The sequence below is a fragment of the Burkholderia sp. RF2-non_BP3 genome (assembly GCF_001522185.1).
In the GTDB taxonomy this organism is placed as follows: Bacteria; Pseudomonadota; Gammaproteobacteria; order Burkholderiales; family Burkholderiaceae; genus Burkholderia; species Burkholderia diffusa.
The window spans coordinates 20,889-46,962 of sequence record NZ_LOSU01000007.1 but is presented as its reverse complement, the minus strand read 5'-3'; the positions used below and the strand labels follow the sequence as shown (position 1 = coordinate 46,962).

Below are 26,074 nucleotides of genomic sequence, written 5' to 3'. Positions count from 1 at the left end.
CTCGCACGATGCAGTGCGATACGCGGCCGTGACACGGCTGCGTGATCGAGCAGAAAAGCCACGGAGCCCTCCGTGGCTTTTCTTGTTCATGCCGCGCCCCCAAGCAACGCGCCCGCACGTGCTCGGCGGGCTCCCGCCGCATCAGTGTTGCTGCACGGCCGCGCCACTCGCGCGCTCCTGTTCCGTGATTTCCGTGCGGCAACGGCCGATCGCGTGCAACGCACCGGCCGCGACGAGCGCCGGCACCGCGAGCAGGCTGAACACATCGCCGACGCGCCAGCCGAGCCCCATCAGCAGCGCGCCGGCGAACGCGCCGGCCACGCCGCCGATCCGTCCGATGCCGAGCATCCAGGCCACGCCAGTCGCGCGCACGCTCTGTGTCAGAACACCGCCGATCGGTGCAACGATTTGGTTCATATCATCGGATCATTGCCGCGCAGCCGTCGAAACGTCGCCGCCGTGCCGCGTCGGTTGCATCCGCAACTCGATCCTCCGTCGACAATCGTAGATGCTGCGCCTCGCGGCGGCATCCCCAATATTGAGGATGCCTGCTTGAATCGATCGCACCGCATCCGTGCGATGCGGCGCCCGCGGCAATCAGGAAATGGGGATGTCCGAGGCACGCTCACGCGTGCGGACATGGCCGTCACGACCGACATCGACAGCGGCATGCACAGCGTGCGGATCGGCACCATGCGCAGCAAGATCAACGCGACCCTCGCAAGAACGCGTGTGAGAAGGCGCGCCGGTCCCGGCGCGCTGTAAGGCGACCGAACCCGCTCAGCCGCGCCGGCCGCGCAAGCCCTTGCTCTTGCCCGCCGGCGGTTCGCCCGCACTCATCCGGTCCAGTTGCCGAACGATCTCCGCGCGCAACTCGGCCGAAATCTCCACGCTGTCGAGCAGCTCGGAAATCCACAGCCCGTCGGCCGCGAGCCGGCAGATCATCAGCGTCGCCGCCTGCTCGAGCGGCACCGGGTCCGGGCGCGTCCACTCACGCATCGGCACCGACCAGCGCGCTCGTGTTTCCTGCTCGGTGATCATCGACGCGACCAGCACGCGCAGCACGTCGGTGCTCGCGGCCGGCTGCGCGGTGTCGAGCACCGCATGCAGATACGCGCGCGCCGCCGCGCCATTGTCATGCGCATCGGCCGCCCGGTGCGCGGCCATCTGCGATGCGAAGCGCTCGGTCGCCTGCCCGAACAGCGCATCGAGCAAGCCCTGCTTGTTCGCGAAGTGATACTGCAGCGCGCCTTTCGTCACGCCCGCGCGTTCGGCGACCGCGTCGAGCGTCAACGCGGCCACGCCCTGATGTGTCGCGATCTCGGACGCGGCTTCCAGCAGTTGCGCGCGCACCTGCTCCGGCGCTTTTTTTCGCCGCACGCCGGCGGCGGGCGCGGCTTCGTGTGCTTCCGGTGCGCCTGCCGGCCCTGCCGTGTCGACAGGCATGGAGATGGCGCGCGAAGCGGATTCTGGGCGTTTTTTCATGGGGGCGATGTTAGCACCCGCGGTCTCGATATAAACATTCCGTCTGGATGGTATGATCCGCCGCATGAACAAACCCGCCCCCTCCCACTGGTCCGCGCTCGACGCCGCGATCGCCCGCGGACGCGACGCGCTGATGCGTCTTCAGCAGCCTGACGGCAGCTGGTGTTTCGAACTCGAGTCCGACGCGACGATCACCGCGGAATACATCCTGATGATGCATTTCATGGACAAGATCGACGACGTGCGCCAGGCGCAGATGGCGCGCTACCTGCGCGCGATCCAGCGGCTCGACACGCACGGCGGGTGGGACCTGTACGTCGACGGCGATCCGGATGTGTCGTGCAGCGTGAAGGCGTACTTCGCGCTGAAGGCCGCCGGCGACAGCGAGCATGCGCCGCACATGGTCCGCGCGCGCGACGCGATCCTGAAGCTCGGCGGCGCCGCACGCGCGAACGTGTTCACGCGCATCCTGCTCGCGACGTTCGGCCAGGTGCCGTGGCGTGCGGCGCCGTTCATGCCGATCGAATTCGTGCTGTTCCCGAAGTGGGTGCCGATCTCGATGTACAAGGTCGCGTACTGGGCGCGCACGACGATGGTGCCGTTGCTCGTGCTGTGCTCGCTGAAGGCGCGTGCGCGCAACCCGCGCAACATCGCGATTCCCGAGCTGTTCGTCACGCCGCCCGACCAGGAACGCCAGTACTTCCCGCCTGCGCGCGGGATGCGCCGCGCGTTCCTCGCGCTCGACCGCGTGGTGCGCCACATCGAGCCGCTGCTGCCGAAACGCCTGCGGCAGCGCGCGATCCGGCATGCGGAAGCATGGTGCGCGGAGCGCATGAACGGCGAGGACGGCCTCGGCGGAATCTTCCCGCCGATCGTGTACAGCTACCAGATGATGGACCTACTTGGCTATCCTGACGATCATCCGTTGCGCCGCGACTGCGAGAACGCACTCGAGAAGCTGCTGGTCACGCGGCCCGACGGCAGCGTCTACTGCCAGCCGTGCCTGTCGCCGGTATGGGACACCGCGTGGAGCACGATGGCGCTCGAACAGGCACGCGGCGTGGCCGCGCCGGAAGCCGGCGCACCCGCGAGTGCACTGGAAGAACTCGACGCGCGCATCACGCGCGCGTACGACTGGCTCGCCGAGCGCCAGGTGAACGACCTGCGCGGCGACTGGGTCGAGAACGCGCCCGCCGACACGCAACCGGGCGGTTGGGCGTTCCAGTACGCGAACCCGTACTACCCTGACATCGACGACACCGCGGTCGTCACCGCGATGCTCGACCGTCGCGGCCGCACGCATCGCAACGCGGACGGCTCGCACCCGTATGCGGCGCGCGTCGCACGCGCGCTCGACTGGATGCGTGGCCTGCAATCGCGCAACGGCGGCTTCGCGGCCTTCGACGCCGATTGCGACCGCATGTACCTGAATGCGATCCCGTTCGCCGATCACGGCGCGCTGCTCGATCCGCCGACCGAGGACGTGTCGGGCCGCGTGCTGCTGTGCTTCGGCGTCACGAAGCGCGCGGACGACCGGGCGTCGCTCGCGCGCGCGATCGACTACGTGAAGCGCACGCAGCAACCCGACGGCAGCTGGTGGGGCCGCTGGGGCACGAACTACATCTACGGCACATGGAGCGTGCTGGCCGGGCTGGCGCTCGCGGGCGAAGACCCGTCGCAACCGTACATCGCCCGTGCGCTCGCATGGTTGCGCGCGCGTCAGCACGCGGACGGCGGCTGGGGCGAAACGAACGACAGCTACATCGACCCGGCGCTCGCCGGCACCAACGCGGGCGAAAGCGCGTCGAACTTCACCGCGTGGGCGCTGCTCGCGCAGATGGCGTTCGGCGATTGCGAATCCGACTCGGTGAAACGCGGCATCGCGTATCTGCAATCGGTGCAGCAGGACGACGGCTTCTGGTGGCACCGATCGCACAATGCGCCGGGTTTTCCGCGCATCTTTTACCTGAAGTATCACGGTTACACCGCGTACTTCCCGCTGTGGGCGCTCGCGCGCTATCGGCGTCTGGCCGGTGCGTCTTCTTCCAGCGGGTCCGGCGTGGCGACCTCGCACACCACCGACACCGCGCTCGCCTGAGCATATGCGTCATGTCCGAGCCCAGGCTCGGGCGGCAACGCGCCGGCGCGCGTCACGGCGTCCGGCGCGATCACGCTTCGATCCACCGCCCTTCCCCCTCGCTCGTCGCGCGGATCGCTCTCGGACACTGCACGCCGATCGTCGGCAATTCCACGCGGGCCGGTGCGACGCAGGTTACGGCTTGCCCTGCAGCGACTCGACGATCCGGTACGCGGTCTTCACGCGATCCTCGATCGGGAAGCTGCGGTTCGCGAGCATCACGATCGCGATCCGCTTCGCGGGAACGAAGGCGACATACGTGCTGAAGCCGTTGGTCGACCCCGTCTTGTTGATCCACGTGTCCGGGCGCGGCTTGAGCGGCGGCTCGATTTTGGTCACGGGCGTCGCGTTGTGGAGCATCGGCGGCGCATTCCCCGCGAGCAGCGTCGGCAACGCGACCGGATACGGATACTGTTCCCAGATCAGGTCCTGCGTGAACGGGCCCGCACGGAAATAGCCGGTATGCGTGCGTTCGAGCGCGCGCTGCAGCCGCGTCGACGTTTCGACGAGCCCCATGTTCGCCTGCACGAAGCGCAGCAGGTCGGCCGCCGTCGTCCTGACGCCGTACGCCGGCTGCCACAGCATGCCGCCCGTCATCCGGATCGGCTTGCCGTCCTGCGTATAACCCTGCGCATAGTCGGCCTGGCGCGCGGCGGGCACGTCGATGTAGGTATGCGTCATCCCGAGCGCGGGGAACAGCCGCTGTTCCATCAGCACCGCGAAGTCTTCGTGCATCGCCTTCGCGGTAAGAAAACCGAGCATCCCGATCGCGACGTTCGAATACGTGCGACGCGTGCCCGGCGCATACGCAGGCCGCCATGCGTCGAGATAGCGCATCAGGTCCGCATCGTCGCGGATGCTGTCCGGCACCTGCAGCGGCATTCCGCCGGGCGTATGCGTGCCGAGATTGAGCAGCGTGACGACACCGAACGGCTTGCCCTGCAACGCGGGAAGGTACTTGCCGGCCGGGTCCGTGAGCGACAGTTCGCCGCCTTCCTGTGCGTCGGCCGCGAGCGTCGCGGTCAGCGTCTTGCTGACGGAGCCGATCTCGAACAGCGTGTCGCCGGTCACCGGCTTGCCGGTTTGCGTCGACATCACGCCGTAGTCGAACACATAAGGCTTGCCGTCGGCGACGACGCCGATCGCCATGCCGGGAATGGCGAACTGCTTCATCAGCGGCGCGACGTGGCGGGTCACGGTGTCGTGAATTTCGTCCTGCGTGGCGGCGGCCGAGCGGCCGGCCATGGCGGCGGCGCACGCGGCGACGAACAGGGTCGCGGCGATGCGGATCGCGTTGAATCGCATGATTGCGGTTCCTTCTATTTTTGTGATGGTTGCGTGAACAACAGTTCCGGCCGCGCCGCGCGAGGACTGCGGCAGCCGGCCTGTCGAGCAGGACTATCCACCGCCGGCCGCTTGCCAACAATCGATGAAATTTTGCGCGAGCCTAAAGAAAAACTTATGCGGCGCGCGAACCGGCCATGCGGACGTCAGTCCGCCAACCGGTCGAGAAACGCCAGCATCGCGGCGTTGAAGCGCGCCGGCCGTTGCAGCGGCGCAAAGTGGCTCACGCCTGGCAGGATCGTCAGCGTCGCGCCCGGAATCGTGTGTGCGAGATACGCTGCATGGTCGGGGCGGATGAATTCGTCGTGCTCGCCCTGCACGATCGCGACCGGCACGGCGATCGCCGCGAGGTCGGCCGCGCTGTAATCCGGTTGCGTGCGCATCATTTCGCTGACGGCCGCGACGAACGCATCGAACTCGCCCGGCGTCGCGGACAACCGCGCGTAGTCCTTGCGGTGCCGCGCGAAGCAGCGGTCGATCAGCGGGCTCGGCACCATCTCCTTCGTGCCGCCCGGATCCATGTTGCACGCGAAGAAGAACACGCCCACCACTCGCTCCGGCGCGCGGGCAGCCAGCACGAGCGACACGCACGCACCGTCGCTCCAGCCGACGAAGCGCGCGCGCCCGATGTGCAGCGCATCGAGCACCGCGAGCACGTCGGAGGCCATGCGTTCGTAGGAATACGGGCGATCGTCGCGCGTGCTGCGGCCGTGGCCGCGGCTGTCGATCACGATCGCGCGATAGCCGGCAGCGAGCAGCGCCGGCACCTGGTCGCCCCAGTTGCCGGCGTGGCCGAGACCGCCGTGCAGCAGCACGACCGGCGGCCCATCACCGAACGACGCGTGCCAGATGCGCGCGCCGTCGTGGTCCAGCCATCCTTCGGTGTCGGCCGCCGGCAGCGGCGTGCCGCCTTGCGCGTCGAAACGGATGAGATCGTCGTCGGTGAATTCCGCATTCATCGTTCTGCCGTCCTTTCGAGGGAGACGAGCTTGCGATTGTAATGCGCGGGGTGGCGTGCCGCGATGCGTCCGCGCTCTGCGCGACGGTGCGGCGCCGTGCCGTCAGGCCTGCGTCGACACCAGCCCGCCTGAGGTCGAACCGCCAGACTTCTGGATCGCCTGCGCAAGCTGCGCGATCGCCGTCGACAGCGCGGCGGAGATCGTGCTCGCTTCCGCGCTCAGCGTCTGCTGCTCGATCGCCGCGGCCGGATCGTTCTTCGCGCGCTGCGCGGCGGCCGCCATTTGCTGCTGCACTTGCGCGAGCTGTTTCTGCAAGCGCTCGATGAGTTGCTTCAGCTGTTTGACCGCGGGATCCTCGAACGAGGATCCCGACGCGCCCGGCGTCTGCCCCGCGCCGTCGGCCGGCGCCGCATTGCCCGTCGGCGACGACGCGGTGGACGTCGCCGTCGACGCGGCGCCGGTGGCCGTCTGACCGGTGGTGAGCGAAGTCTGCGCGGCGGAAGAAAGATCGATCTGCATCGTGTCGGTCCGTAATGAGTGTGCGACTCGGGTCGGTTGAACAAGGGATACCTTGCAACTCGTTTACGGCATTCGTCGGACAAAACTTTAGCCCCGCCCTCCGAAGTGCGTTGAAACGGCGCCTGCGCCGTGGCTGCCGTACGCGCACCGTCGATTGTCGCGAAGGGGCCAGATTAGCCGACCGTCGACGCTGGTAAAATCGCCCGCTGGCCTGCTGCCGCAGCACACCGGCTGCTTCCTGCAAGGCCGCGCGGGCTACCCCGCGTCGACGCCCGCCCGATCGGGCCCGATACGCGATGCCGTCCGGCGCCGTCGGTGCGCGAGCCCCGCGCCCGCATCGACATCACGACGCGCCGACTCCGGCACGCACACCCTTCATCACGCATTTCGAGGAACTCACGATGGCCCGCATCGGCGCCTTCTGCCTGACCACGTGGCTCGCGGCCGCGATTCTCTATTTCGGCCAGCATTCGGTCGCGATGATTGCGCTCAGCGGCGTGGTCGTGTTCGGCGGATTCGACCTGCTGCGTCCGTAACGCCGGTCGGCGCGGCGCGAACACGACCAGCCCGTCAACGCTTCAACACTTCACCGCGGCAACGTCCTCAACGACGACGGCCCGCCCGACAGCGCAATGCGCTTGCCCGTATCGCGCAGCTTGCCGCCTTCGACCGCATATAGCGCGAGCTGGCGCTCGACGTTGAACTGCACGATCACGTGCCGGCTATCGGCGGTAAACACGATGCCCTGCGCGGCTTCGCCGCCCGGCACGTCGCTCGTCTGCACCGCACGGCCGTCGCGGATCTCGAACAGCACCACCCTGCCGAGCTTGTGGCGACCCGGGTTGTCGGCGGTCAGGTTCGAGCCGTCCATCGCCTGCACGGCGATCCACTTCCCGTTCGGCGAGATCGCGACGCCTTCCGGCAGCGACGGCACCGTCAGGTACTGGACCGTGCGGAACGGCGTGCGCGACACGTCGATCAGCGCGACCGAATCGGCATCGCCCGCGAGCGTGCCCGTGTAGCCCGGCAGCCCCGCGAGCCCGACGTTGCTGACGACGGCCCAGCGATTGTCGCTCGACACGTCGATCGTATAAGGCGCGACGCCCGTGCTCAGCCGCGTGCCGCTGTCGGTCACCTTGCCGTCGTCGACGTTCAGCACCGCGACGCCCTGCTCGTCGCGCAGCGACACGAGCGCATGCTTGCCGTCGTGCGTGAAGCTGATCCCCGCGAGCCGCTTCTTGCCGATCCTCAGGTTGCCGTCGAGCGTCACCTGCGTCCCGTCGATCCGCAGGATCGACACGCTGCCGTCGACGTTCGCCACCAGCGCAAGCCGGCCCGACCGGTCGATCGCGATCCCCTGCGGGTGCGTGCCGAGTTCGATACGCGTGATCGCCGGCGGCGACGCATCGAGGTTCACGACCTGCAGGAACGTGTCGTACACGAGCTGCTTCGCGTTCTGGTCATAGCGCGTCGGCGCGCCGACCAGCGCGAGCTTCGCGCCGGGCGCGATCGCGACGGCCTGCGGTGGCCCCTGGATGCCGTTCTCGACATCGACCTGCAGCACGACCTTCGGCGGAACCACGCTCGCGTCGAGCAGCGTCAGCGTGTCGGCGGGCGGCGACGCGAGATAAGTATCGCGCCCTTCGACGCGCTGGTACTTGCCGTCGTTGCCGGACACGATCCAGTCGGCTGCGTGCGCGGCGACGGCAGTGGTGACGAGCGTCAGCGCGGCGAGCAGGCGGGCGCGACGAAGGCGAAAGGGGTTCGAATGCATGGCGGGTCGGTTCTCCGGATTGGTTGCGGACGCAATGACTCGCACGACCCTGCTGCTCGACGGGTCGATGCAACCGCATGATGCATGAAAGCCCGCGAATCCGGCGTCTCGTGCCCGCGGCTCGAGAACATGCAGGGCGGGTTGATGCGTCCCACGCTATGTCACAGATCAATCAATTTGTGACAACGTGTGCGAGAATTCCGAACCGGCGCATTCGGTCGGCACACCGGCACACGCCGCGCGACTCACGACACTCACGGCATCGAGGAAAAGCATGGATCGGCAACTGCGCTGGGGCGACGCCAGCAGGAGGGACAGCGTCAACGACGGGCGAAACGCCATCCTGCGCGCGACGCTCGATACGATGATCGAGCACGGGATCGACCGTCTGTCGATCGACGACGTCGCGCGTCGCGCGAACATTTCTCGACGCACGCTGTACCGCTATTTCGGCACGAAGAAGGAACTGATCCAGGGCGTGATCGGCGTCGAGAATGCCGCGTTCTTCGACGAGATGCAGCGTGCGCTCACCGGCTTCGAGCACGACTTCGAGGCCTATTGCGAGGAAACCATGTGCTTCGCGGTGCGCTACCGCGATCGTCATCACGGCGGTTTTCACCACAACTATCTCGCGACGAGCGTCTCCACGGAGGTGTTCGGCTACATCGTCGAGAACGTCGCGCCGATGTGGCAACGCGTGCTGGAACGGCCGTACCGCGAATACGTCGCCCTGCATGGCGCGCAGGTGCCCGCACTTGACGACATCATCGCGCTGATCAGCCGCATCGGGCTCGCGTACTGCCTGATTCCGGTGGACGAGCAGGCGATGCGCGCGCAGATGCGCATCCTGTGGACGTTCCGGCCCGAGCCGACCGGCAAGCCGGTCGCCGCCAGGTTGAAGGCGGCGCGCTGAACGACAACGCGCGCGATGTCGCGCAACCCGGCCGATGCCATCCGATACCGGCCACGAACCTTTCAACTCACACTGGATTCCCTCATGACGACCTGCGGAGTTTCCGTCTCCGGCCGAACGCTCGATCGCGCCGACCTGCTGCTTCTCGTCGAAGGCTCGCCCGCGCCGATTCGTCTCGAAGACTGCGACCTCGAAGGCGCGGACCTGTCGCGGCTCGATTTGCGCGGCGTGCGATTCGAGCGCTGCGCGCTCGCGGAAGCATCGTTCGTCGGCGCGACCCTCGCGCAGACCACGTGGATTCGCTGCCGCGTGCGCCAGACGAGCTTCGCGTCGGCCGACCTGGAGGACGCGCAGTTTCAGTCCTGCGATCTCAACAACACGAGTTGGCGCCGCAGCAAGCTGAGCTCCGCACGCTTCGACGAATGCAGGCTCACCGGCGCGGACTTCGAGGAATGCAAGTCACTCGGCATCGAGTTCTCGAACACGCTGCTGGTCGGCGCGAGTCTGCGCCGTTTCTCGTTCCGAAAGACGCGGCTCGTGGCGCTCGACTTCTCGGATGCCGATCTCGCCGGCACCGACTTTCGCGACGCCGTGTTCGAAGGCGGCAGCCTGCGCAACGCGCATCTGAACGACGTCCGGTTCGATGGAGCCGATCTGCGCGACGTGGAACTCGGCGGCACGCCGAAGCTGCTCGCGTCGGGCGTGCTGCGCGGCGCGACCATCTCGTATGACCAGGCCGCGATGCTGATCGAGAATCTGGGGATCCGGGTCGCCTGACGACTGCACGCGCATTGCTTCGCATCGCGGCCGATATCCGCGACTTCGCGCGCGAACCGCGCATGTTGCAAATGCCACCGGCGATCTGTCGAATATTTTCGTCACTTCGGCGGCATTCCGACCGGCGCGCACCACGCATGCCCCGCGCGCTCACATTCGCCGACCGAACCCAACGGCATTCAAATCACTAGGGAAAATCCGGAGACATCCTTACAGCGATTTACCTGATGATTCACAGGAACGTCATGTTTCGGCGATTTCACTTTGCAACATGCTTTCGTTTTGCTTCAACGCTTCGATATCGCCGCGCGGCAAGCGCGACGATCGAAGCATGAAACGGCAAGCGTCCGCGAGTCGCCAGGTGTTCAATACTTTCAACAACCCGGTCGAGAGTAACGTGAGAATCCGTGGCCCGCTGGTGCGGTGGAGACGAGGCGATGCGCGCAACGTGCGCGTCGCGATCTCGTCCGCCGGCGACAGTGACCGCCGGCAGAGTCCTCGCCTGCATCTGTCGATCTATACCATCCTGTCCCGCCGTTCCGTCCGCCGTCACAACGCCGTCGCCGCACGCGCGTTCGTTGCGATCCACACCGACGACGTGGCATCGCTCCTGCCTTAGCGCCCCCTGCTTTCCGTTCGACCTGCGCATCGTGTCCGTGCGATTCGCTTCGTAGACCGAATGGACTCCCGATCATCATGCATCGCCGGCGCTCGTTTCGAATGCCGGCCGGTTACACACGTTCACCCTTGAACCGTGGCGCGGCGACTCGCCAACCGCCGAGCACCGCGCGCTCCAATACGGAAGACATGCCATGCAACTCCGCACCCTTCGCCGCGCCATCGCCACCGCCGCCATGATGTCCGTCGCGGGCATCGCCGCCTTCGGCAACACGAACGCCCAGGCGGCCGGCGAGCTGAATATCTACAATTGGTCCGACTACATCGCGCCGGACACGATCCCGAATTTCCAGAAGCAGACCGGCCTGCACGTGCGCTACGACAACTACGACAGCGACGACACGCTGCAGGCGAAGCTGCTGTCGGGGAACTCCGGCTACGACATCGTCGTGCCGACATCGAACTACATGGCCAAGCAGATCCAGGCGAACGTCTACCAGCCGCTGGACAAGACGAAGCTTCCGAACCTGTCGCACCTCGATCCGCTGCTGATGAAGATGGTCGCCGACGCCGATCCGGGCAACCAGTACGGCGTGCCGTGGGCGTATGGCACCGACGGCATCGGCTACAACGTGCAGGCGGTGAAGAAAGCGCTAGGCGACAAGGCGCCGGTCGACAGCTGGGCGCTGGTGTTCGACCCGGCCAACATGGCGAAGCTGAAGAGCTGCGGCGTATCGTTCCTCGACCAGGCCGTCGATGTGTTCGCCGCGACGCTGCAGTACATGGGCAAGGATCCGAACAGCACGAATCCGGCCGATTACCGCGCCGCGTACGAGGTGCTCAAGAAGGTGCGCCCGTACATCACGCAGTTCAACTCGTCGGGTTACATCAACGATCTCGCGAACAACGACCTGTGCGTGTCGTTCGGCTATTCCGGCGACGTCGGCATCGCGCATCGCCGGGCAGCGGAAGCGAAGCGTCCGTACGAGATCCGCTTCGCGAATCCGAAGGAAGGCGGGCTGCTGTGGTTCGACATGATGGTGATCCCGAAGGACGCGCCGAACCGCGACGCCGCGCTGAAGTGGATCAACTACCTGCAGGACCCGAAGGTCAACGCGGGGATCACCAACGCGGTGTTCTACCCGACCGCGAACAAGGCCGCGCGCCAGTTCGTGAAGCCCGCGATCGCGCGCGATCCGTCGGTCTATCCGGCCGACGAGGTACTGAGCAAGATGACGTTGCTCAAACCGATGCCGCCCGAAATTCGTCGGCTCCAGAACCGGTTGTGGGCGCAACTGAAGACCGGGCGCTGACGGGGCAGCTCGCGACGGCCATGGCCGCCCTATCGCTGCGCCCGCGCCGCATGCGGCAACGCGGCCGCGAACGTGGCGTCGATGAACTGGATCACATCGTCGAGCGACGACGTGCACGTCGCGCCCGCGGCAAGCTCCCGGAACGCGCCGTCCGGCCCGAGGCAGATGAGCGGCTTGCGCCAGCGCCGCGCGAGCGCGATCTCCTCGGCCGTCCCGTGCCCGCCGGGCAGCGCGACGATCAGGTCGCTGCTCAGCACGTTCACGTAGTTCCGGTTGATGGTATGCGGTTCGGCGCCCGGTTCGCGGCGCGGCAGCGGCGTGAGAATCGGGATCTCGACGAACGGATGCGGATAGCCTTCGAGCGGCACGAAGCCCGCGTGCGGATCAGCCTGCGTCGGCACGATGCCGATCGACCGGCCGGCCCGTCCCGGCACGCCGGCGAACGCACGCGCGACCGCCAGCATCACGCCCTGGCCGCCGCCCGTCAGCAGGTTGAAGCCGGCCTGCGCGAGCCACGCGCCGAGCGGCTCGGAAAACGCGAGCCACGGTTCCTTGCCCGAGCCCATCACGCCGATCGTTCGGTTGTTGCGTTGCATCGTGAATTCCCGTGATGAAGTTGAATTGAACCGCGGCGTGCGCCGGGTCGCGAATCCCGGCGCACGCCGCGCGTCGTCATTCGAGTTCGACGCCCTTGAGCTCGGGAATCAGGAACAGCGTCGCGACCATGTCGAGCACGTAGAGGCCGGCGAGCAGCGCGATCGCCGTCTGGAACGAGTAGTGTGCGGCGAGCGCGCCGACCGCCACCGGTCCGAAGCCGCCGACCGCGCGGCCGATGTTCCACAGCACGTTCTGCGCGGTCGCGCGCGCGACGGTCGGATAGCCTTCGGACATCAGCGTGCCGTAGCCGCCAACCATCCCGTTGACGAACATCCCCATCAGCGCACCGGCCCACAGCATCGCCGTCGGGTCCGTCAGGCGCGCATATGCGAGGACCGTCACGACCGAACCGAGCTGGTACAGCAGGAACGTCGGCTTGCGGCCGATGCGATCGGCGAGCTGCCCGAACGTCCAGACGCCGATCATCATCCCGACGACAGTCGCCGCCGTCCACAGCCCCGACTTCGTCAGCGAGAAACCCATCTGCTTCGACAGGAAGGTCGGCAGCCAGATCACGATCCCGTAATAGCCGAAGTTCTGGACCGAGCACAGGATCACGATGCCGAGACTCGTGCGCGCGGTGCGGGCGTCGGCGACGAGCATCCGGAACGCGTTGGCCCGCGGCCGCGCCGCGCGTTGCACGAAGACTTCCGGCTCGTGCAGCCGGTTGCGCAGCAGCCACGCGAGCAGCGCGGGCAGGACGCCGACCACGAACATCCCGCGCCAGCCGATATGGAGCAGCAACAGCGGCGTCAGCAGCGCGGCCAGCAGCACGCCGGCCTGCCAGCCGAGCGCGACGTAGCACGACACGCGTGCCCGCTTGCTCGCCGGCCACGCTTCCGCCGCGAGCGCCATGCCGATTCCGAACTCGCCGCCGAGGCCGATGCCCGCGATGGTCCGATACACGAGCAGATCGCGGAAACCCTGGGCGAACGCGCACAGGCCGGTGAAGACCGCGAACAGCATGATCGTCCAGGTCAGGACGCGCACGCGGCCGTAACGATCGCTCAGGGCACCGAACAGAATGCCGCCCGCGACGGCGCCGATCAGCGTCCACGTGACGAGCGCGCCGCCCTGCCCGGGCGTCAGCTGCAACGCCGCCGTGATCGCCGGCAGCATGAAGCCGAGGATCAGCAGGTCGAAGCCGTCCATCGCGTAGCCGATCGCCGAGCCGGCCAGCGCCTTCCACGCGTACGCGCCGACCTGCTCGCCGCGCGGCGCCGCCGGATCGCCGAGCGCCGAAGATTTCATGTTTGCTGCCATGGTGTCCTGCCGGAAATGTCCGGGCGACATTCTAAAGCCTGTTCCCGCGCATGACGGGCGCCGGACGCGCGCACGCGGAAAACGCCGCGCGGCCCGCTTCCGGGAACGGAAGCAGGCAGCGTCGGTAATGAATTTGAAAGACATTGAAGCCGGCGATCCGCAGTCAGGCGGGACACCGAAAGAACGCGATGAAGCGGGTGTTGCGAGGCCGGCGTCGCCGCCCGCGCGGGTCGAACGACACCGGAGCGGTGCCGGCGCGGGGCAGCCTCAGCCCCGATCGTCGCCGGGCCACCAGGTTTTGGCTTCGCGGTCGACGAGCAGCGTATCGAGATCCTTGCCTTCGAGCCACTTGGGACGCGGGCCACGGCCCGACCACGAGCGGCCGGTCGTCGGATCGTAATACTTGGCAGGCGCCTTGCGTTTGCGCTGGACGATGTAGCCGAGGGCGCTCAGCACTTCCTGCTGCGAGATGCCCAACAACTCGACCTGCTCCTTGAATGCCGCGAGTGCGGCTTGCTTCTCCTTCTGCTTGGCTTCCGACAGCTTGATATTCAGGTCCCGAAGTTGTGCTTCGAGATCCTGCAGGGCCTGGGTCATGTATTCATCCTCTTTGGGCATGTTTTTATTCAAAAAAACCTCCGATGGCCGAACCTATCACGAAGTTCCGCCAATCGGTGTTGCGATATGTGAATCGTTTGCCTGGACCTGTAACGCTTTCGAAGTGTACCGAACACCACGCCATCGTCGAAAACCGCACGGCATCGGCACGCAACACATGGCGCCGCACCCATGCACAGGCGCGGCATGGCGCGAATGATAGCAGTGCGCATCCGTCATGTTCGAGGACTTTTGCGGTCCGGCGCACACTTGCCTTCGCCAGCCCGCGCGCGTCGGCGCCGGTGCGGCGGTTTACGTGCCGAAGCGGCACCCGTTCCACGCAATCAGCGCACGGCGTTCAGCGCGCTTGCATGGGCGACGCGTCGAGTCGGGTGTGCGCGGAATCCAGGTGCGAGGCGCGATTCCGCGACGCCGGTCCGTGGCGGATGCAGCGGGTCGGGATAGCCTTCAGGACATCGAATTCGTCGCGCGCGAGGTTCGGATGGCGATTGACGACCACACCGGCCAGTCGCCGCCGCATCCCGCGCAACATCACGCGCGTCTCGCGCAGTTGCAGCGCGAAGCCTTCCTCGAGTGCGATCGCAGCCGAGCCGCATGTCGGTGCGGGCGCGAACCTGCAGGGCGAAGGCACGCTGCGCAACGGGCTGATCGCGATGCTGCTGATCGTGCCGGTGTTTCTCTATCGCCACTACTGGCAGGATCGCGGCCGTTTCCCCGCGCAAATGCAGCGCGACATGGAACTCGAGGTGCCGAAGCGCGCGATGTGGCTGAACCTGATGCCGTATGCGGCGCTGGCCACCGCGGCGCTCACGATCGCCGGCGCGTATCACTTCGCGTGGGGGCATTGAACATTACCCGCTCGCCGCATCGAATCATCCTGATTCGACAGGCGGGCGCAAGGTACGACGCCAAGCTTGTTTTGCGTGGCGCTGGTTTCGCCGAGGCGGACAGTTCCGTATGGGGCTGCGTCCGAAAGGCTCGGAAGATTCCGGATGCCGCGCGCCGTTCGCACGCGACGGCTTCGGTGCGGGCGCTCGATGGTGGCCGGTGGGCGCGGCCACACTGTAAAAAGGCGCTGATCGTGCTGCAACCCGATAACGCTGCCATATGCGAGCGTCGAGCGCCCGCACCGAAGCCCTGTTGCGTATGTCGCGCCGCTCCGCCGATTCACCGATCGCGGCGACGCCAACCGGAATCAATATGAATCAGCGACAGACGACCTTGCAGGACGGCGAATACTGGGCTGCCTGCAAGGAACGCAACGATCTCGCAGCGGCCGTCAACGGCCATGCCGCCGTTTATCCGCGCACCCGAATGACCGTGCGCGACGGCATCGCCGTCTTTCATCGCGGCGGGGCGACGCTCTGGACCTGCCGCGTGCATTACGCGCTCGCGAATTTCACGATCGATCCCGTGTAGATCCCGCGTCGAGCGTCGTGCCGGCGTCGCCCGGCGAATCCAATGAAAAACACGGCGCACATGGCGCCGCGCCTTGCTTCGTCCTGGATGATGCGCGCTCAGCACGACGCCGACCAGAAAGCCGATACGAATCAGCGTAACGCCGGCCGGGACCCGCACGTCAACCCACATGGCCATCCGCCCTCCCGCGCGGATGCGGCCATGCAGAATCAGCCCAGTCCGATAGGCGGCGGCACGCGGCGTCGTTAAGCTTCAAGGGTGCGGCATCGGTGAAGCCCTATTCATGTCGGAGTGAGTCGGTCAACACTCTTCACCGCTTGCCGCACACCTTCCTTGTGCCGTCGACTTCGGTGTGGGCGTTTGGCGGTGGCCGGTGGGCGCGGCCACGACAGAGTAAGCGGGTGTTGAAACAAAACGCTGCCATATGCGAGCGCCGAGCGTCCGCTCCGAAGCCGACCGGCGCACTTGCGTTCACTACCACGCCCAGCGCATACCCGCATTCCCGGTAATCGTGCGCTGGTGCTCGCCGCCGAGGTTCGTCAGGTAGCTGACCGTCGCATACACGCTGCCGCGCTTCGTCAACTGCGCGACGAGCCCCGCGCCGATTTGCCCGGCCGTCTGCCCGACCTGCGTGCCGATCGTCGTCGCGCCGCCGAACGTCGTCTTGTCGTCGCTACCGAACGAGCGCAGCACGTTCACGCGCAGATACGGCTTCCAGCTCACGCCGTTCGAATCGAACGCATATTGCAGCCGCGCGCCTAATCGGCCGAGGAACGTGTTGCCGTTGTTCCAGGTGACGTCCGACACGCCGTCGTTGAACTTGCCCAGCGACAGCCATTGCCACACGAATTGCGCCTGCGGTTCGAGCGTCAGTCCGTGGCCGAGCGCGACCGGGAAGCCTGCCTCGACCGATCCGGTGAACGCATTGCCGTCTGTCGATCCGCTCACGTTGCCGTTGGAATGCGTGCGCATCGTCAGCGCGCTGCCCATCGCGACGGCATCCGTGTACCAGCCGCCCGGGCCGATGTGGGTCCAGTAGCCGCCGAGGTTGTAGGAATTGATCTGCAACGTGCCGACGCCGAGATCGGGCTGCGCGAGCGCGAAACCGTTCACGTCACCCACCGCGCGCGAGAAGCCGAGCAGGAAGCCGTAGTGATTGCGGTGGCCGCCGGCGGTCGTATCCGCATACAGGTCCTGCCCGACCTGCATCCCCCACACCGTGCCGTCGAACGACGGCGCCACGTCGCCCTTCTGCGCGATGTTGCTGTTGCCGCCCCATACCCGCGCCCATGATGCGGGCATCGGACCATTCTCCGACAGCAAGCCCTGCTCGCCCTGACGATCATGAAACGTATCGATCTGCAGCAGTCCGAGCTGGCGCGCGACAGCCGATGCCTCCGCGTACAGCGGCACTTCCGGACGATAGATCGGAGCCGGACTGCCGCCCGTCCCCGCGTCGGCGATTGCTTCGACGATCGATTCAGGTGTCCCTTCGGCCGGCGTGACCGACACCGGGGGCGGCGTCGGTTGTCCCGGCTGCGCGATCGGCGGCTGCGGCTTCGGCGGTATCGTGTTGCGCAGATACCAGTCGTTGCCATTCGCCGCACCGCCCTTCGCGAGGAAGTACGTGAATGCGCCGGCGCTGATGGAGCCGCCCGACAGCGTGAACGCACCGGCGGTCGTCGTCGCTCCGTTCGCGGCCTGCACGACCTGGATGCCGTCGGCCACGGTCTGCGCGCCCGCACCGCCGACGTTCGTCACCTTCAGCGTGCTCGTGCCGCTCGCGGTGCCGCCGCTGACGATCAACCGGTCCGACGGCGCGCCGTCGCCGGCGAGCGTCGTGTTCAGTGCGATCGTCGCGTTCTGGCCGACGTAGTTGCCTGCCACCGTCAGCGTGTTGCCCACGCCGCTGCCGCCGAGTTGCACGACGCCCGCGTTCGTCAGGTTGCCGTTGATCTGGAAATTGCCGGTCGCCCCGCTCGCCAGGCTCGCGAGCGCATTCGCGACCGAAATCGTGCCGTCGTTCGTCACGTTGCCGGTCACGCTGCCGTACCCGCCGAGCGTCGCGCCGGACGCGATCATCACCGGCCCGCCGCCGCCCAGCGCGGCCGACGCGCTCGTGCCGTCACCGACGACCAGCGTGCCGGCGTCGACGTTCGTGCCGCCCGCATAACCGTTCGCACCGTTCAGCGTCAGCGTGCCGCTGCCGAGCTTCGTCAGCGCGCCCGCGCCGGTGATGCCTTGCGTCATCGTCGTGTTGAACCCTTGCGTGTCGATCGTGCCGTTGTTGGACGTGATCGACACCGCGCGGCTCGACGCAAGATCGAATGCGCTGCCGAGTTGCAGCGTGCCGCCATTGAACGTCAGTGCGCCCGACGACGCGCCGAGCGCATTGTCTGCCGCGACCGACAGCGTGCCCTGTGTGATCGTCGTGCCGCCCGCATAGGTGTTGCCGCCGGGTGCGGCTGGCGCGACCGTCAGCGTGCCCGCGCCGGTTTTCTCGACCGCACCGGCGCCGCCGATCGTGCCCGTGTACGTGCCGGCACCATCCTGCTGAAAACGCACGAGCCCGTTGTCCGTGACCGACAACGGCAGGTTCGACGCATTCGCCTGCAGCGTCGCGCCCGCATTCACGGTCGCGACGACCGATGCCGTCGTCGTGCCGAGCGTGCCCGTGAGATTCAACGTGCCGCTCTGCACGAGCGCCGTCGAGAACGTGCCGGTGCCGGCCCATGTCCAGTCGGCGCCGGCCATCGTCAGGCTCTGGAAGTTCGTGAATGCATTCGACGCGGTGCCCGTACCCTGCAGCGTCACCGTGTTGGTGCCCGCGCCGCCGTTGGCCACGCCGACGATCTGCGAGCCCGTCTGCAGGATCAGCGTGACGTTGCCGTTACCGCCCTGGATCGCCGTACCGCCGCCACCCTGGATCAACCCGGCGTTCGTGATCGTCGTCGCGCCGTTGGTCGAGCGCACGCCGACGCCGTTGTTGCTGATGATTCTGCCGCCGGCCTGGTTCGTGATCGTCGCGGTGAAGGAGCTGCCCAGCGTGTTCGACACGACCGCATCGACGCTGCCACCGCTCGTCGCGGTGCCGGTCGTCTGGATCGTGCCGCTGTTGACGAGGGTGTCGTTGTTGCCTTGCATGTAGACGGCCGGCGCATCGCGGCCGTTCGACGTCAGCGTGCCGCTGTTGGTGATCGTGCCGTTGCCGCCGAGCAGCGATGCGGCGCGCGCGTTGTTGCCCGACGTCGTCACGGTGCCGGTGTTGACGATCTGGTTGCCCGACGCGCCGGGATTGCTTTGCCCCCACGCGGCGGTCATCCCGTAAGCATTGTTGCCGGTCGTCGTGATCGTGCCGTTGTTGACGAGCGTGTTGTTGTTGCCGTTCGCGGCCATCCCGTCGTTGTAGGCGCCCGTCGTCGAAACCACGCCGGTCGCGGCATTGGTGAGCGTATTGCCGTTGTTCACGCCGAGCAGCACGGCGCCGCGATTCGCGACGCCCGTGCCGTTGCCGGACATCGACAGAATGCCGTTGTTGGTGATCGCGCTCGACGTGTCGACGGAAAACGGCGTCGGCGTGGACGTGAGCACATAGCTGCCGGTCGCGGTCGAATCGAGATTGATCGTCACGTTGGTGCTGCCGGCAGCGGCCACGACCGACGGGACATTGGCGCCGGAACACGTGACCGTCGTTCCGGTGCCCGGCGCGGTAGCCGAACATGCCGCATGGACACCCACCGGCATCGCGCCGGTCAGGATCGCCATTCCACCCACCCTCAGGTTCCACGCATTTCTTTTCATTTTCCGCTCGCAATTTATTGATGACGTAATTGCTGCAAATCGGTGCGTGAACGAGGTTATATCACCCGTCGCGAAATAATCGCAAGGTCAAATTGCGTGATATCGGAAACCATCGCGCGATTAATTTCGTAGTGGCAAGTAATAGGTCGGCTCGTGCTGATGCGTTGCGGCAAGCAAGGATGAGGGCGTATGGCGGCGCAAGCGGGAAAATCGGGTGAATTTTCCGATTTCCGCGGCCTCCTCGAAAGTGCGCGGAGGAGAGGACCGGGTTCTATCGGCAAAATTGACGGCAGTCGACGATCGATCGACAGTGCCGGCCGGCGCGCGCGAGCTCGTCGTGTTGCATCGCATGACGGCCTTTGCCACGCGCCTGACGACCGCGCTGGCGGCGAGCATGCCGGTGCGTGGCGCGTGCAACGTTCCAGCATCGATATGGATAACGTAACGTTTCACGTCTCCCGGCAACGCGGCCAGAAGGCAGCCTGGCCGGGAACGGGCATGCACGAGCTCATGCACGCGATTGAATCCGATACGAAGACGTAGCGCGATGGGCGCTCTCTGCTCTTTTGATTGTTCGAATGCGTCAAGCCATCGGCGAACCCGACGCACCGCCCCTCAGCCTCGACGTTCCCCGCCGAGCGGGAATGTTGCGCGGCGTGGCGTGGCGTCTTGTCGTGCACCTGCGATGACCGCTGCCACGCGTCGCGGCATCACGGTTCGACGCGCTTACGGCAGCGGCGGCGCGTCGCGCAGCACGGCTTGCAGCCCGGTCGCGAACGGCGTCGCATGATCGATCCCGAGGGCGCGCACGCGCGACGCATCCAGGTGGCAATCGTACGGACGCGGCGTCGCGTCGGCCGGCGTGTCGATCCGTGCAAGCGCCGCATCGACGCCGAGCGCGGTCGCGATCCGTTGCGCGATGTCGTACTTCGTCATCGGCTCCTCGCCCGACCAGTGACGGATGCCCGTGACGGTCGAGCCCGCGAGATGGCGCAGCGTCAAGTCGCGAATGACCGCCGCGACGTCGGGCGTGTAGGTCGGATAGCGGATCGCCCATGCGTCCATCCCGACCGCATTCGCACCCGGACGCGCGGACGCGACGATCGCCGGCACGAGGCTCGTGACGGCCGACTCGCGCCAGTCGACGATCGGCCCGTAGAGCAACGGCAGCCGCAGCACGCAGGCAAGCGGCGATGCGGCGAGCAACGCGGCCTCGCCTTCCAGCTTGGTGCGGCCGTAGATGTTCAGCGGGTTTGGCGCGGCGTCTTCGCGGTACGGCGCGGCCTTGCCGTCGAACACGTAGTCGGTGGAGATGCCGAGCGTCCACGCGCCGTAGCGCGCCGCGAGCGCGCCGATGCGGGCCGGTGCGTCGACGTTGATCGCGCGCGCGGCGGCGGGGTCGCGTTCGCAGACGTCCGGGCGGCGTTCGGCGGCGCAGATGATCACGGCGGCCGGTCGGAGAGTTGCGAAGAGGTGTTCGAGCGCCGGCTGATCGAGCGCGTCGATTCGGGCGACGTTTTCCGGCGGCAACGCGAGGCGCCGGGCGCCCGCGGTGTCCGGGTTACGGATCGTTCCGATCGGCGTCAGCGACGATTCGCGGGACAGCGATGCGGCAACCGCACGGCCGAGCAGGCCGGACGCGCCGATGAGAAGGATGGTCGGATGCGACACGGTGGCCAACGATGAAAGGGAATGAGGGCCCCCAATCTATACGAGAACACGCAACCGATGTCGATTTCGATCACATGTCGACGACGTGCGCGTGATGAAAACAAGGCCCGATGCGCGATTGGGCGCACCGGGCCTGTCGTGCGGCACGAAGCCTCGCGTCCGCTTACTTCCGGTCGAACGAATAGCGCCCCGGCCCGCTCACCGCGAGCAACAGCAGCCCGCCGATGATGCTGATGTTCTTGTAGAAGTTGATCATCGCGAGGTACTGGTCCATGCCTTGCAGCGCCCAGTAGCGATGCCCGATCAACGCGGTCGCGAGCGTGTAGACCGCGAACACCAGCGCAAGCGGACGCGTGTAGAACCCGACCGCGATCAGCGCGCCGCCGACCAGCTCGACCGCCACCGCGATCACCGCCGACAGCTCGGGCGACGGCGCGCCCGTCGACGCCATGTACGCGACCGTGCCCGAGAAGCCGTTCAGCTTCTGCCAGCCGAACAGCACGAACAGGATCATCATCAGCACGCGAGCCGCCAGCAGCAGCTCGTCCTTCTTCGACTCCAGCGAAACGTAACGCATAGCAATCACCTTGAATTGACGGTTTGACGCATTCGGTGCCGATGGCCGCCGCAACGGCGAACCCACGGATCGGCAACGAACCCTCCTCGCACGATCGAACGGCGGGCCGGCCGGCCCGCTGCCGAGGAATCCGTCCCGTCGCGCCGTCGTGGCGCGCTGCGGAGCGGTTCTGGCGAAGCACGGGTGCAGTCTACTGTCTCACCGGAAATCATCAATCCGTCGAAACAAGATTGGCTGTCGCGATTGAGTGGACAATTGTCACGTAACAAACGCGTGGTGGATTCAACCGGTCGATGCAACAGCTTGTTGGAATCGTTCAGCCGGTGTATCGAAATTTAATGTCTTGCGTGGACGTTCGTTGAGCCGTCGGGCAATGGCGTTGAGCTTGGCTTGCAAGTAGGCAGAGAGGTCGGTTCCTTTGGGGAGGTACTGTCTGAGAAGCCCGTTCGTGTTTTCGTTCGTGCCGCGTTGCCAGGGATGCTGGGGATCGCAGAAGTAGACCTTGATGTCCGTCGCGACAGTGAAGCGCCTGTGGCCAGCCATCTCCGTGCCCCGATCCCACGTCAGCGATTTATACAATTCGTGTGGAAGCTTGCCGGCATGTCTTATCAGGGCATTGACGGCAGCCTCAGAGTCCTTGCTGGCAATCTTTACCAACATCACGAACCGGGTCTGGCGTTCGACGAGTGCGGCAATCCGACTGTTGGCGTTGCCGAACAGCAGATTGCCTTCCCAGTACCCGGGTATTACTCGATCCTCGGCTGTGCCTGGGCGTTCACTGATTGATATGACATCGCGGATATTCGTGCGGTCCTCGGTCTTCAGTGTGTGTTGACGCAAGCGACGCATGGCCCGAGAACGGCGCAGGTGTTCCAGCCGGAATTTTCCAACTAAGACCGGGACGGACATTGGGCCAAACGCCGACCTGGTCACTGGGGAAACGGATATCGGCAGCGCGGCACTCGATGCGATTGACGAACCGTGGGCACCGGCTCGAGCGCGCGTCATCCGGCTCGACGTGAACATCGGGGACGAGGTCTGCATCGTCCGGGTGAAGGCTGCACGTTCATTCTGACGTTGCCGGGCGTCTCGTCGATAAATGACGGTGACTGATCCCGGTTCCTTGAAGCGCCGCCACTCGCCCGAGCGTGCCAGACCCCATCTCCTTGTGCTTCGAAGTCGCCGCTACTCAACTACGCAGGAACGCAAGAAGATCCTGGTTAAGCTGAGCCTTATGTGTTTCGGTCAAACCGTGCGGTGCCCCCCTGTAAATCTTCAGAATGGCGTGCGGAACAAGTTTCTTCGTGGCGCGCCCTCCGACGTCGACCGGCACGACTTGATCGTCGTCCCCGTGCACAATCAACGTTGGCATGTCGAACTTGCTCAGATCCGAAGAAAAATCCGTTTCCGAGAATGCACGCACTGAATCGTAAGTATTCTTGAAGCCCCCCATCATTCCCTGGCTCCACCACGAGTCAATCATCCCTTGAGACACCTTGGCGCCGGGACGATTGAAACCATAGAACGGGCCGCTGGCAATCTCGCGGAACAACTGCGACCGGTCAGCAACCATTCCCGAACGGATAGCATCAAAAACCTCCATCGGTACCCCTTGCGGATTGGCAGGAGTCTTGAGCATCAACGGCGGAACGGCCGAAATCAGGCCGACTTTGGTCACACGCGCGCCGCCATGGCGGCCGATATACCGCGTGACTTCGCCCCCTCCGGTCGAAAAACCGATCGCCGTCACGTTTTTGAGGTTCAGGTGGTCAATGACGGCAGCCATGTCGTCGGCGTAGTGGTCCATATCGTTGCCGTCCCAAGGCTGGCTTGATCTCCCGTGCCCACGTCGGTCATGAGCGATCACCCGGAAGCCATTCGACGCAAGGAAAAATGCCTGGTTATCCCAACTATCTGAGCTAAGGGGCCAGCCGTGACTGAGCGTGACTACCGGGGCGTCCTTCGGTCCCCAGTCCTTGTAGAAAATGTCCACGCCGTCCTTGGTGACGATCCTGTCCGCAGATTGATTTCTCCCCGCGCCGGAAACCGCAGCGGACTTCGACAGGCGACCCGTGGTTGCGCCCGCAACAGTAGGCACAACGGCAGCGACGGTTGCCAGGACACCGCCCAGCATCAGGTCTCGACGGCTAGCGTCGTCGGGAGACAGGTAAAAATCAGGCTTCATACAATATGCTCCTGTTGTGGAAGAAATCGTCATGCTGGCCGAGCGAATGGCCAGACGGACCGGACCCGCCGCGCCGTTAGCGAATTTCAGACGCGAGTACGTGCTAACGAGGAGACTGGGTTCGTGATCACGTCTGCTCGATATGGCGAGAATCGTAGGACGGCCATTAACCTGGCGGTAGCTGCCCAGAAGCGCTCACGGTGTTGTTCAAACGGCACCAATCCGCGCGTTGGAATATGCGCTCGTCCCGTAGGCCAATTTGAGCGTCTCATTCATGTAGGCCCATGATCCTTATCGCTCTGTCTGGGTTGAGCGAGCTGTTGCGAGACGAAATCGATGAATATTCTCGCGCGGGCGGGCAAGCGTTTTCCGAATGCGTGCAGCGCAATGACTGGCACCGCACTTAACTTCACGTCAGGCAGCACTTCCGTCAACCGGTCGGAATCGAGATCATGCTGTACTGCTGTTCTCAGAATCTGAGCGATACCCAGCCCGTTCAATGCAGCTACTCTCATCGCATCACCATTGTCGGCATCGAATACGCCATCGATGGGTATAGTGGTTCCGTCGGCGAAAATGATCGGGACGACGCGTCCGTCGAGTTTGTAGCGCACATGGAGATGAGCAACGAGATCGTCTTGTCGTTTGGGCATACCATGCTTGCGCAGATAGCTCGGAGAAGCCACGAGCACCAGCGGCAGACTCACCAGCGTGTGCGCGTACAGTCTGCTATCGACGGCGCGCCCGGCTCTTATGGCGATATCGAAGCCCTCACGGATCACATCGACGTGGCGATCGCTGATATTGACTTCGAGCGACAGTTCGGGGTTGCTGCCCATCAATTCCCGTGTGATCGGCTCGAGCAAGGTCCGCCCCAGATCGACTGGAAGGCTCACGCGCAGCTTTCCGGCTGCTCTTGCAGGTATCGCCAGAACATCGCTCGCATCCTCGAGACCTCGCATGAGCGGCGCAACGCGTTCATAGTACGTTTGCCCTTCCCCCGTCAGGACAAACGCCCGCGTCGAGCGCTGAAACAGCGTTACGCCGAGCCGCTTCTCCAACCTTGCGACGCTCCTCGACACGGCAGACGGTGTCGTTTCAAGCGACCGTGCTGCAGCCGTGAACGAACCTGCCTCGACCGACCTCACGAACGCAGGAAGACCGCTGAATTTCTCGAATGACATTTGTGACTCTTCGGAAAAATTGATAGTTCCGTTGCATGACTACAGCGCTCGAAGTCCTCGGACTATATTGACGCCGTACGCCGGATCGGCGGGAAACAACGGAGATTTCAATGAATCGACTCGCGAATAAGGTTGCAGTTATTACGGGTGGCAACAGTGGAATCGGGTATGCCACGGCAAGGCTGTTTGTGGAGGAAGGCGCGAATGTCGTGATCGTGGGTCGTCGCTTCGATGCCGTGAACGCAGCCGCGGCGGAACTTGGAAATCGCGCGACGGGGCTGACAGGCGATCTCGCCGATCTTCAAACGCACGATCGCGTAGCAACCCTGGTTGCCGAGCGGTTCGGCGGCGCCGACATATACGTAGCGAATGCCGGCGTCAATACGATTGCATCGTCAAGCCAGGTTGGCGTCGAGTCGTATGACGATCATTTCGCCACCAATACCAAAGCAGTGTTCTTCGGCGTTCAAAAGATCTCGCCCCACCTGCGCGACGGCGGCGCGATCCTGTTGACGAGTTCGATCGCCAGTTCCAAAGTATTCGAAGGACATGCGGTTTATGCGGGAACGAAGGCCGCCATCGAAGCGTTTGCCCGCAGCTGGGCGCTCGAATTCAATGCACGCGGCATCCGGGTCAACGTAATCAGTCCCGGTCCCACCGACACGCCCATTCTTTCCAAGCTCGGTATCGAATCGGCTGACCGACCGGCATTCGAGGCGGCTGTCGCCGACAGCATCCCGCTCGGTCGTTTCGGTCACCCCGAAGAACTGGCTCGCGCCGCACTGTTTCTCGTCAGCAGCGAAGGTAGCTTCGTCAACGGCGTGAACCTGAAAGTCGACGGCGGGATGTCGTTGCGCTAA

Annotated in this window: 24 protein-coding genes and 3 pseudogenes; 9 read left to right on the top strand and 18 right to left on the bottom strand. The window is 65.4% G+C overall.

Annotated elements, in window-relative coordinates:
- Nucleotides 1-141: 141 nt before the first annotated feature.
- Nucleotides 142-417 (bottom strand): hypothetical protein, encoded by a 276-nt coding sequence (locus tag WS45_RS01845; protein WP_059697900.1) that lies wholly within the window; start codon nucleotides 415-417, stop codon nucleotides 142-144.
- A gap of 222 nt (nucleotides 418-639) precedes the next feature.
- On the opposite strand from WS45_RS01845, the gene WS45_RS35950 reads away from it, so the two are divergent.
- Nucleotides 640-765, top strand: a complete 126-nt coding sequence (locus WS45_RS35950) for a hypothetical protein (RefSeq protein WP_257140249.1) — start codon at nucleotides 640-642, stop codon at nucleotides 763-765.
- A 15-nt stretch (nucleotides 766-780) separates the two neighbouring features.
- Here WS45_RS35950 and WS45_RS01840 read toward each other — a convergent pair whose 3' ends face one another.
- Nucleotides 781-1,485 carry a TetR/AcrR family transcriptional regulator gene (locus WS45_RS01840; protein ID WP_059697897.1) on the bottom strand — a complete coding sequence of 235 codons (705 nt, stop codon included), beginning with the start codon at nucleotides 1,483-1,485 and terminating at the stop codon, nucleotides 781-783.
- 52 nt (nucleotides 1,486-1,537) lie between these two features.
- Between WS45_RS01840 and shc the strand changes: the two genes are divergently transcribed.
- Nucleotides 1,538-3,583 (top strand): squalene--hopene cyclase, encoded by a 2,046-nt coding sequence (gene shc / locus WS45_RS01835; RefSeq protein ID WP_059697895.1) that lies wholly within the window; start codon nucleotides 1,538-1,540, stop codon nucleotides 3,581-3,583.
- Nucleotides 3,584-3,757: 174 nt separating this feature from the next.
- Here the strand turns inward: shc and ampC are convergent, their stop codons facing one another.
- The 3 genes from ampC to WS45_RS01820 form a co-directional block, all read right to left on the bottom strand.
- Nucleotides 3,758-4,927 (bottom strand): class C beta-lactamase, encoded by a 1,170-nt coding sequence (gene ampC, locus WS45_RS01830; RefSeq protein WP_059697893.1) that lies wholly within the window; start codon nucleotides 4,925-4,927, stop codon nucleotides 3,758-3,760.
- 185 nt (nucleotides 4,928-5,112) lie between these two features.
- Entirely contained in the window at nucleotides 5,113-5,925 is an 813-nt protein-coding gene (locus WS45_RS01825) for an alpha/beta fold hydrolase (protein ID WP_059697892.1), read from the bottom strand.
- 102 nt (nucleotides 5,926-6,027) lie between these two features.
- Nucleotides 6,028-6,444, bottom strand: a complete 417-nt coding sequence (locus tag WS45_RS01820) for a hypothetical protein (protein ID WP_059697889.1) — start codon at nucleotides 6,442-6,444, stop codon at nucleotides 6,028-6,030.
- Between the two features lie 401 nt (nucleotides 6,445-6,845).
- On the opposite strand from WS45_RS01820, the gene WS45_RS35945 reads away from it, so the two are divergent.
- Nucleotides 6,846-6,980, top strand: a complete 135-nt coding sequence (locus tag WS45_RS35945) for a hypothetical protein (protein ID WP_006750603.1) — start codon at nucleotides 6,846-6,848, stop codon at nucleotides 6,978-6,980.
- 50 nt (nucleotides 6,981-7,030) lie between these two features.
- On the opposite strand, the gene WS45_RS01815 is transcribed toward WS45_RS35945, so the two are convergent.
- Nucleotides 7,031-8,218: a beta-propeller fold lactonase family protein gene (locus WS45_RS01815; RefSeq protein WP_059697887.1), complete on the bottom strand. Its 1,188-nt coding sequence runs from the start codon at nucleotides 8,216-8,218 to the stop codon at nucleotides 7,031-7,033.
- Between the two features lie 274 nt (nucleotides 8,219-8,492).
- Between WS45_RS01815 and WS45_RS01810 the strand changes: the two genes are divergently transcribed.
- The 4 genes from WS45_RS01810 to WS45_RS01795 all read left to right on the top strand — a co-directional run bounded on the left by WS45_RS01810 (nucleotide 8,493) and on the right by WS45_RS01795 (nucleotide 11,839).
- The gene (locus tag WS45_RS01810) at nucleotides 8,493-9,131 is read left to right on the top strand and encodes a TetR/AcrR family transcriptional regulator (protein WP_059697885.1); all 639 of its coding nucleotides are present in this window, start codon (nucleotides 8,493-8,495) and stop codon (nucleotides 9,129-9,131) included.
- A gap of 84 nt (nucleotides 9,132-9,215) precedes the next feature.
- Nucleotides 9,216-9,908 (top strand): pentapeptide repeat-containing protein, encoded by a 693-nt coding sequence (locus WS45_RS01805; protein ID WP_059697882.1) that lies wholly within the window; start codon nucleotides 9,216-9,218, stop codon nucleotides 9,906-9,908.
- Between the two features lie 331 nt (nucleotides 9,909-10,239).
- Nucleotides 10,240-10,527, top strand: a complete 288-nt coding sequence (locus WS45_RS32850) for a hypothetical protein (protein WP_156436994.1) — start codon at nucleotides 10,240-10,242, stop codon at nucleotides 10,525-10,527.
- 193 nt (nucleotides 10,528-10,720) lie between these two features.
- A complete protein-coding gene (locus tag WS45_RS01795; protein ID WP_059697878.1) occupies nucleotides 10,721-11,839 on the top strand; it encodes a polyamine ABC transporter substrate-binding protein in 1,119 nt (372 codons plus the stop codon).
- Between the two features lie 29 nt (nucleotides 11,840-11,868).
- Here the strand turns inward: WS45_RS01795 and WS45_RS01790 are convergent, their stop codons facing one another.
- From WS45_RS01790 to WS45_RS35940, 4 genes and pseudogenes are all read right to left on the bottom strand, one after another.
- Complete coding sequence (locus tag WS45_RS01790; RefSeq protein ID WP_059697876.1) at nucleotides 11,869-12,435, bottom strand: hypothetical protein; 567 nt, start codon at nucleotides 12,433-12,435, stop codon at nucleotides 11,869-11,871.
- A 76-nt stretch (nucleotides 12,436-12,511) separates the two neighbouring features.
- Nucleotides 12,512-13,759 carry an MFS transporter gene (locus WS45_RS01785; RefSeq protein ID WP_059697875.1) on the bottom strand — a complete coding sequence of 416 codons (1,248 nt, stop codon included), beginning with the start codon at nucleotides 13,757-13,759 and terminating at the stop codon, nucleotides 12,512-12,514.
- Between the two features lie 267 nt (nucleotides 13,760-14,026).
- Nucleotides 14,027-14,356 carry an H-NS histone family protein gene (locus tag WS45_RS01780; protein ID WP_059525998.1) on the bottom strand — a complete coding sequence of 110 codons (330 nt, stop codon included), beginning with the start codon at nucleotides 14,354-14,356 and terminating at the stop codon, nucleotides 14,027-14,029.
- A gap of 344 nt (nucleotides 14,357-14,700) precedes the next feature.
- Nucleotides 14,701-14,963, bottom strand: a pseudogene (locus tag WS45_RS35940) (reverse transcriptase family protein); the annotation flags it as partial.
- A gap of 7 nt (nucleotides 14,964-14,970) precedes the next feature.
- On the opposite strand from WS45_RS35940, the pseudogene WS45_RS01775 reads away from it, so the two are divergent.
- Nucleotides 14,971-15,225: pseudogene (locus tag WS45_RS01775) on the top strand (amino acid permease); the annotation flags it as partial.
- A gap of 319 nt (nucleotides 15,226-15,544) precedes the next feature.
- On the opposite strand, the gene WS45_RS34640 reads toward WS45_RS01775, so the two are convergent.
- The 8 genes and pseudogenes from WS45_RS34640 to WS45_RS01740 all read right to left on the bottom strand — a co-directional run bounded on the left by WS45_RS34640 (nucleotide 15,545) and on the right by WS45_RS01740 (nucleotide 25,214).
- A complete protein-coding gene (locus WS45_RS34640; RefSeq protein ID WP_156436992.1) occupies nucleotides 15,545-15,973 on the bottom strand; it encodes a hypothetical protein in 429 nt (142 codons plus the stop codon).
- A gap of 297 nt (nucleotides 15,974-16,270) precedes the next feature.
- A complete protein-coding gene (locus tag WS45_RS01765) occupies nucleotides 16,271-19,561 on the bottom strand; it encodes an autotransporter outer membrane beta-barrel domain-containing protein (protein WP_059697870.1) in 3,291 nt (1,096 codons plus the stop codon).
- Between the two features lie 156 nt (nucleotides 19,562-19,717).
- Nucleotides 19,718-20,113, bottom strand: coding sequence for a hypothetical protein (locus WS45_RS34635; RefSeq protein ID WP_156436990.1), 396 nt, complete (start codon nucleotides 20,111-20,113; stop codon nucleotides 19,718-19,720).
- A 210-nt stretch (nucleotides 20,114-20,323) separates the two neighbouring features.
- Nucleotides 20,324-21,268, bottom strand: coding sequence for a dTDP-4-dehydrorhamnose reductase family protein (locus WS45_RS01760; protein ID WP_059697918.1), 945 nt, complete (start codon nucleotides 21,266-21,268; stop codon nucleotides 20,324-20,326).
- 163 nt (nucleotides 21,269-21,431) lie between these two features.
- Nucleotides 21,432-21,845 carry a DoxX family protein gene (locus WS45_RS01755; RefSeq protein WP_059449243.1) on the bottom strand — a complete coding sequence of 138 codons (414 nt, stop codon included), beginning with the start codon at nucleotides 21,843-21,845 and terminating at the stop codon, nucleotides 21,432-21,434.
- A 282-nt stretch (nucleotides 21,846-22,127) separates the two neighbouring features.
- A pseudogene (locus tag WS45_RS01750) lies at nucleotides 22,128-22,718 on the bottom strand (IS30 family transposase); the annotation flags it as partial.
- Nucleotides 22,719-23,034: 316 nt separating this feature from the next.
- Nucleotides 23,035-24,030, bottom strand: coding sequence for an alpha/beta fold hydrolase (locus WS45_RS01745; protein WP_059697866.1), 996 nt, complete (start codon nucleotides 24,028-24,030; stop codon nucleotides 23,035-23,037).
- 272 nt (nucleotides 24,031-24,302) lie between these two features.
- Complete coding sequence (locus WS45_RS01740; protein WP_059697864.1) at nucleotides 24,303-25,214, bottom strand: LysR family transcriptional regulator; 912 nt, start codon at nucleotides 25,212-25,214, stop codon at nucleotides 24,303-24,305.
- Nucleotides 25,215-25,324: 110 nt separating this feature from the next.
- On the opposite strand from WS45_RS01740, the gene WS45_RS01735 reads away from it, so the two are divergent.
- Entirely contained in the window at nucleotides 25,325-26,074 is a 750-nt protein-coding gene (locus tag WS45_RS01735; protein ID WP_059697862.1) for an SDR family NAD(P)-dependent oxidoreductase, read from the top strand.

Excerpts from the sequence above, each read along its gene's own strand:
- WS45_RS01845 (WP_059697900.1), bottom strand. The coding sequence starts at position 417 with ATGAACCAAATCGTTGCACCGATCGGCGGTGTTCTGACACAGAGCGTG.
- WS45_RS35950 (WP_257140249.1), top strand. The coding sequence starts at position 640 with ATGGCCGTCACGACCGACATCGACAGCGGCATGCACAGCGTGCGGATC.
- WS45_RS01840 (WP_059697897.1), bottom strand. The coding sequence starts at position 1,485 with ATGAAAAAACGCCCAGAATCCGCTTCGCGCGCCATCTCCATGCCTGTC.
- shc (WP_059697895.1), top strand. The coding sequence starts at position 1,538 with ATGATCCGCCGCATGAACAAACCCGCCCCCTCCCACTGGTCCGCGCTC.
- ampC (WP_059697893.1), bottom strand. The coding sequence starts at position 4,927 with ATGCGATTCAACGCGATCCGCATCGCCGCGACCCTGTTCGTCGCCGCG.
- WS45_RS01825 (WP_059697892.1), bottom strand. The coding sequence starts at position 5,925 with ATGAATGCGGAATTCACCGACGACGATCTCATCCGTTTCGACGCGCAA.
- WS45_RS01820 (WP_059697889.1), bottom strand. The coding sequence starts at position 6,444 with ATGCAGATCGATCTTTCTTCCGCCGCGCAGACTTCGCTCACCACCGGT.
- WS45_RS35945 (WP_006750603.1), top strand. The coding sequence starts at position 6,846 with ATGGCCCGCATCGGCGCCTTCTGCCTGACCACGTGGCTCGCGGCCGCG.
- WS45_RS01815 (WP_059697887.1), bottom strand. The coding sequence starts at position 8,218 with ATGCATTCGAACCCCTTTCGCCTTCGTCGCGCCCGCCTGCTCGCCGCG.
- WS45_RS01810 (WP_059697885.1), top strand. The coding sequence starts at position 8,493 with ATGGATCGGCAACTGCGCTGGGGCGACGCCAGCAGGAGGGACAGCGTC.
- WS45_RS01805 (WP_059697882.1), top strand. The coding sequence starts at position 9,216 with ATGACGACCTGCGGAGTTTCCGTCTCCGGCCGAACGCTCGATCGCGCC.
- WS45_RS32850 (WP_156436994.1), top strand. The coding sequence starts at position 10,240 with ATGAAACGGCAAGCGTCCGCGAGTCGCCAGGTGTTCAATACTTTCAAC.
- WS45_RS01795 (WP_059697878.1), top strand. The coding sequence starts at position 10,721 with ATGCAACTCCGCACCCTTCGCCGCGCCATCGCCACCGCCGCCATGATG.
- WS45_RS01790 (WP_059697876.1), bottom strand. The coding sequence starts at position 12,435 with ATGCAACGCAACAACCGAACGATCGGCGTGATGGGCTCGGGCAAGGAA.
- WS45_RS01785 (WP_059697875.1), bottom strand. The coding sequence starts at position 13,759 with ATGGCAGCAAACATGAAATCTTCGGCGCTCGGCGATCCGGCGGCGCCG.
- WS45_RS01780 (WP_059525998.1), bottom strand. The coding sequence starts at position 14,356 with ATGACCCAGGCCCTGCAGGATCTCGAAGCACAACTTCGGGACCTGAAT.
- WS45_RS34640 (WP_156436992.1), bottom strand. The coding sequence starts at position 15,973 with ATGGCCATGTGGGTTGACGTGCGGGTCCCGGCCGGCGTTACGCTGATT.
- WS45_RS01765 (WP_059697870.1), bottom strand. The coding sequence starts at position 19,561 with ATGGCGATCCTGACCGGCGCGATGCCGGTGGGTGTCCATGCGGCATGT.
- WS45_RS01755 (WP_059449243.1), bottom strand. The coding sequence starts at position 21,845 with ATGCGTTACGTTTCGCTGGAGTCGAAGAAGGACGAGCTGCTGCTGGCG.
- WS45_RS01745 (WP_059697866.1), bottom strand. The coding sequence starts at position 24,030 with ATGAAGCCTGATTTTTACCTGTCTCCCGACGACGCTAGCCGTCGAGAC.
- WS45_RS01740 (WP_059697864.1), bottom strand. The coding sequence starts at position 25,214 with ATGTCATTCGAGAAATTCAGCGGTCTTCCTGCGTTCGTGAGGTCGGTC.
- WS45_RS01735 (WP_059697862.1), top strand. The coding sequence starts at position 25,325 with ATGAATCGACTCGCGAATAAGGTTGCAGTTATTACGGGTGGCAACAGT.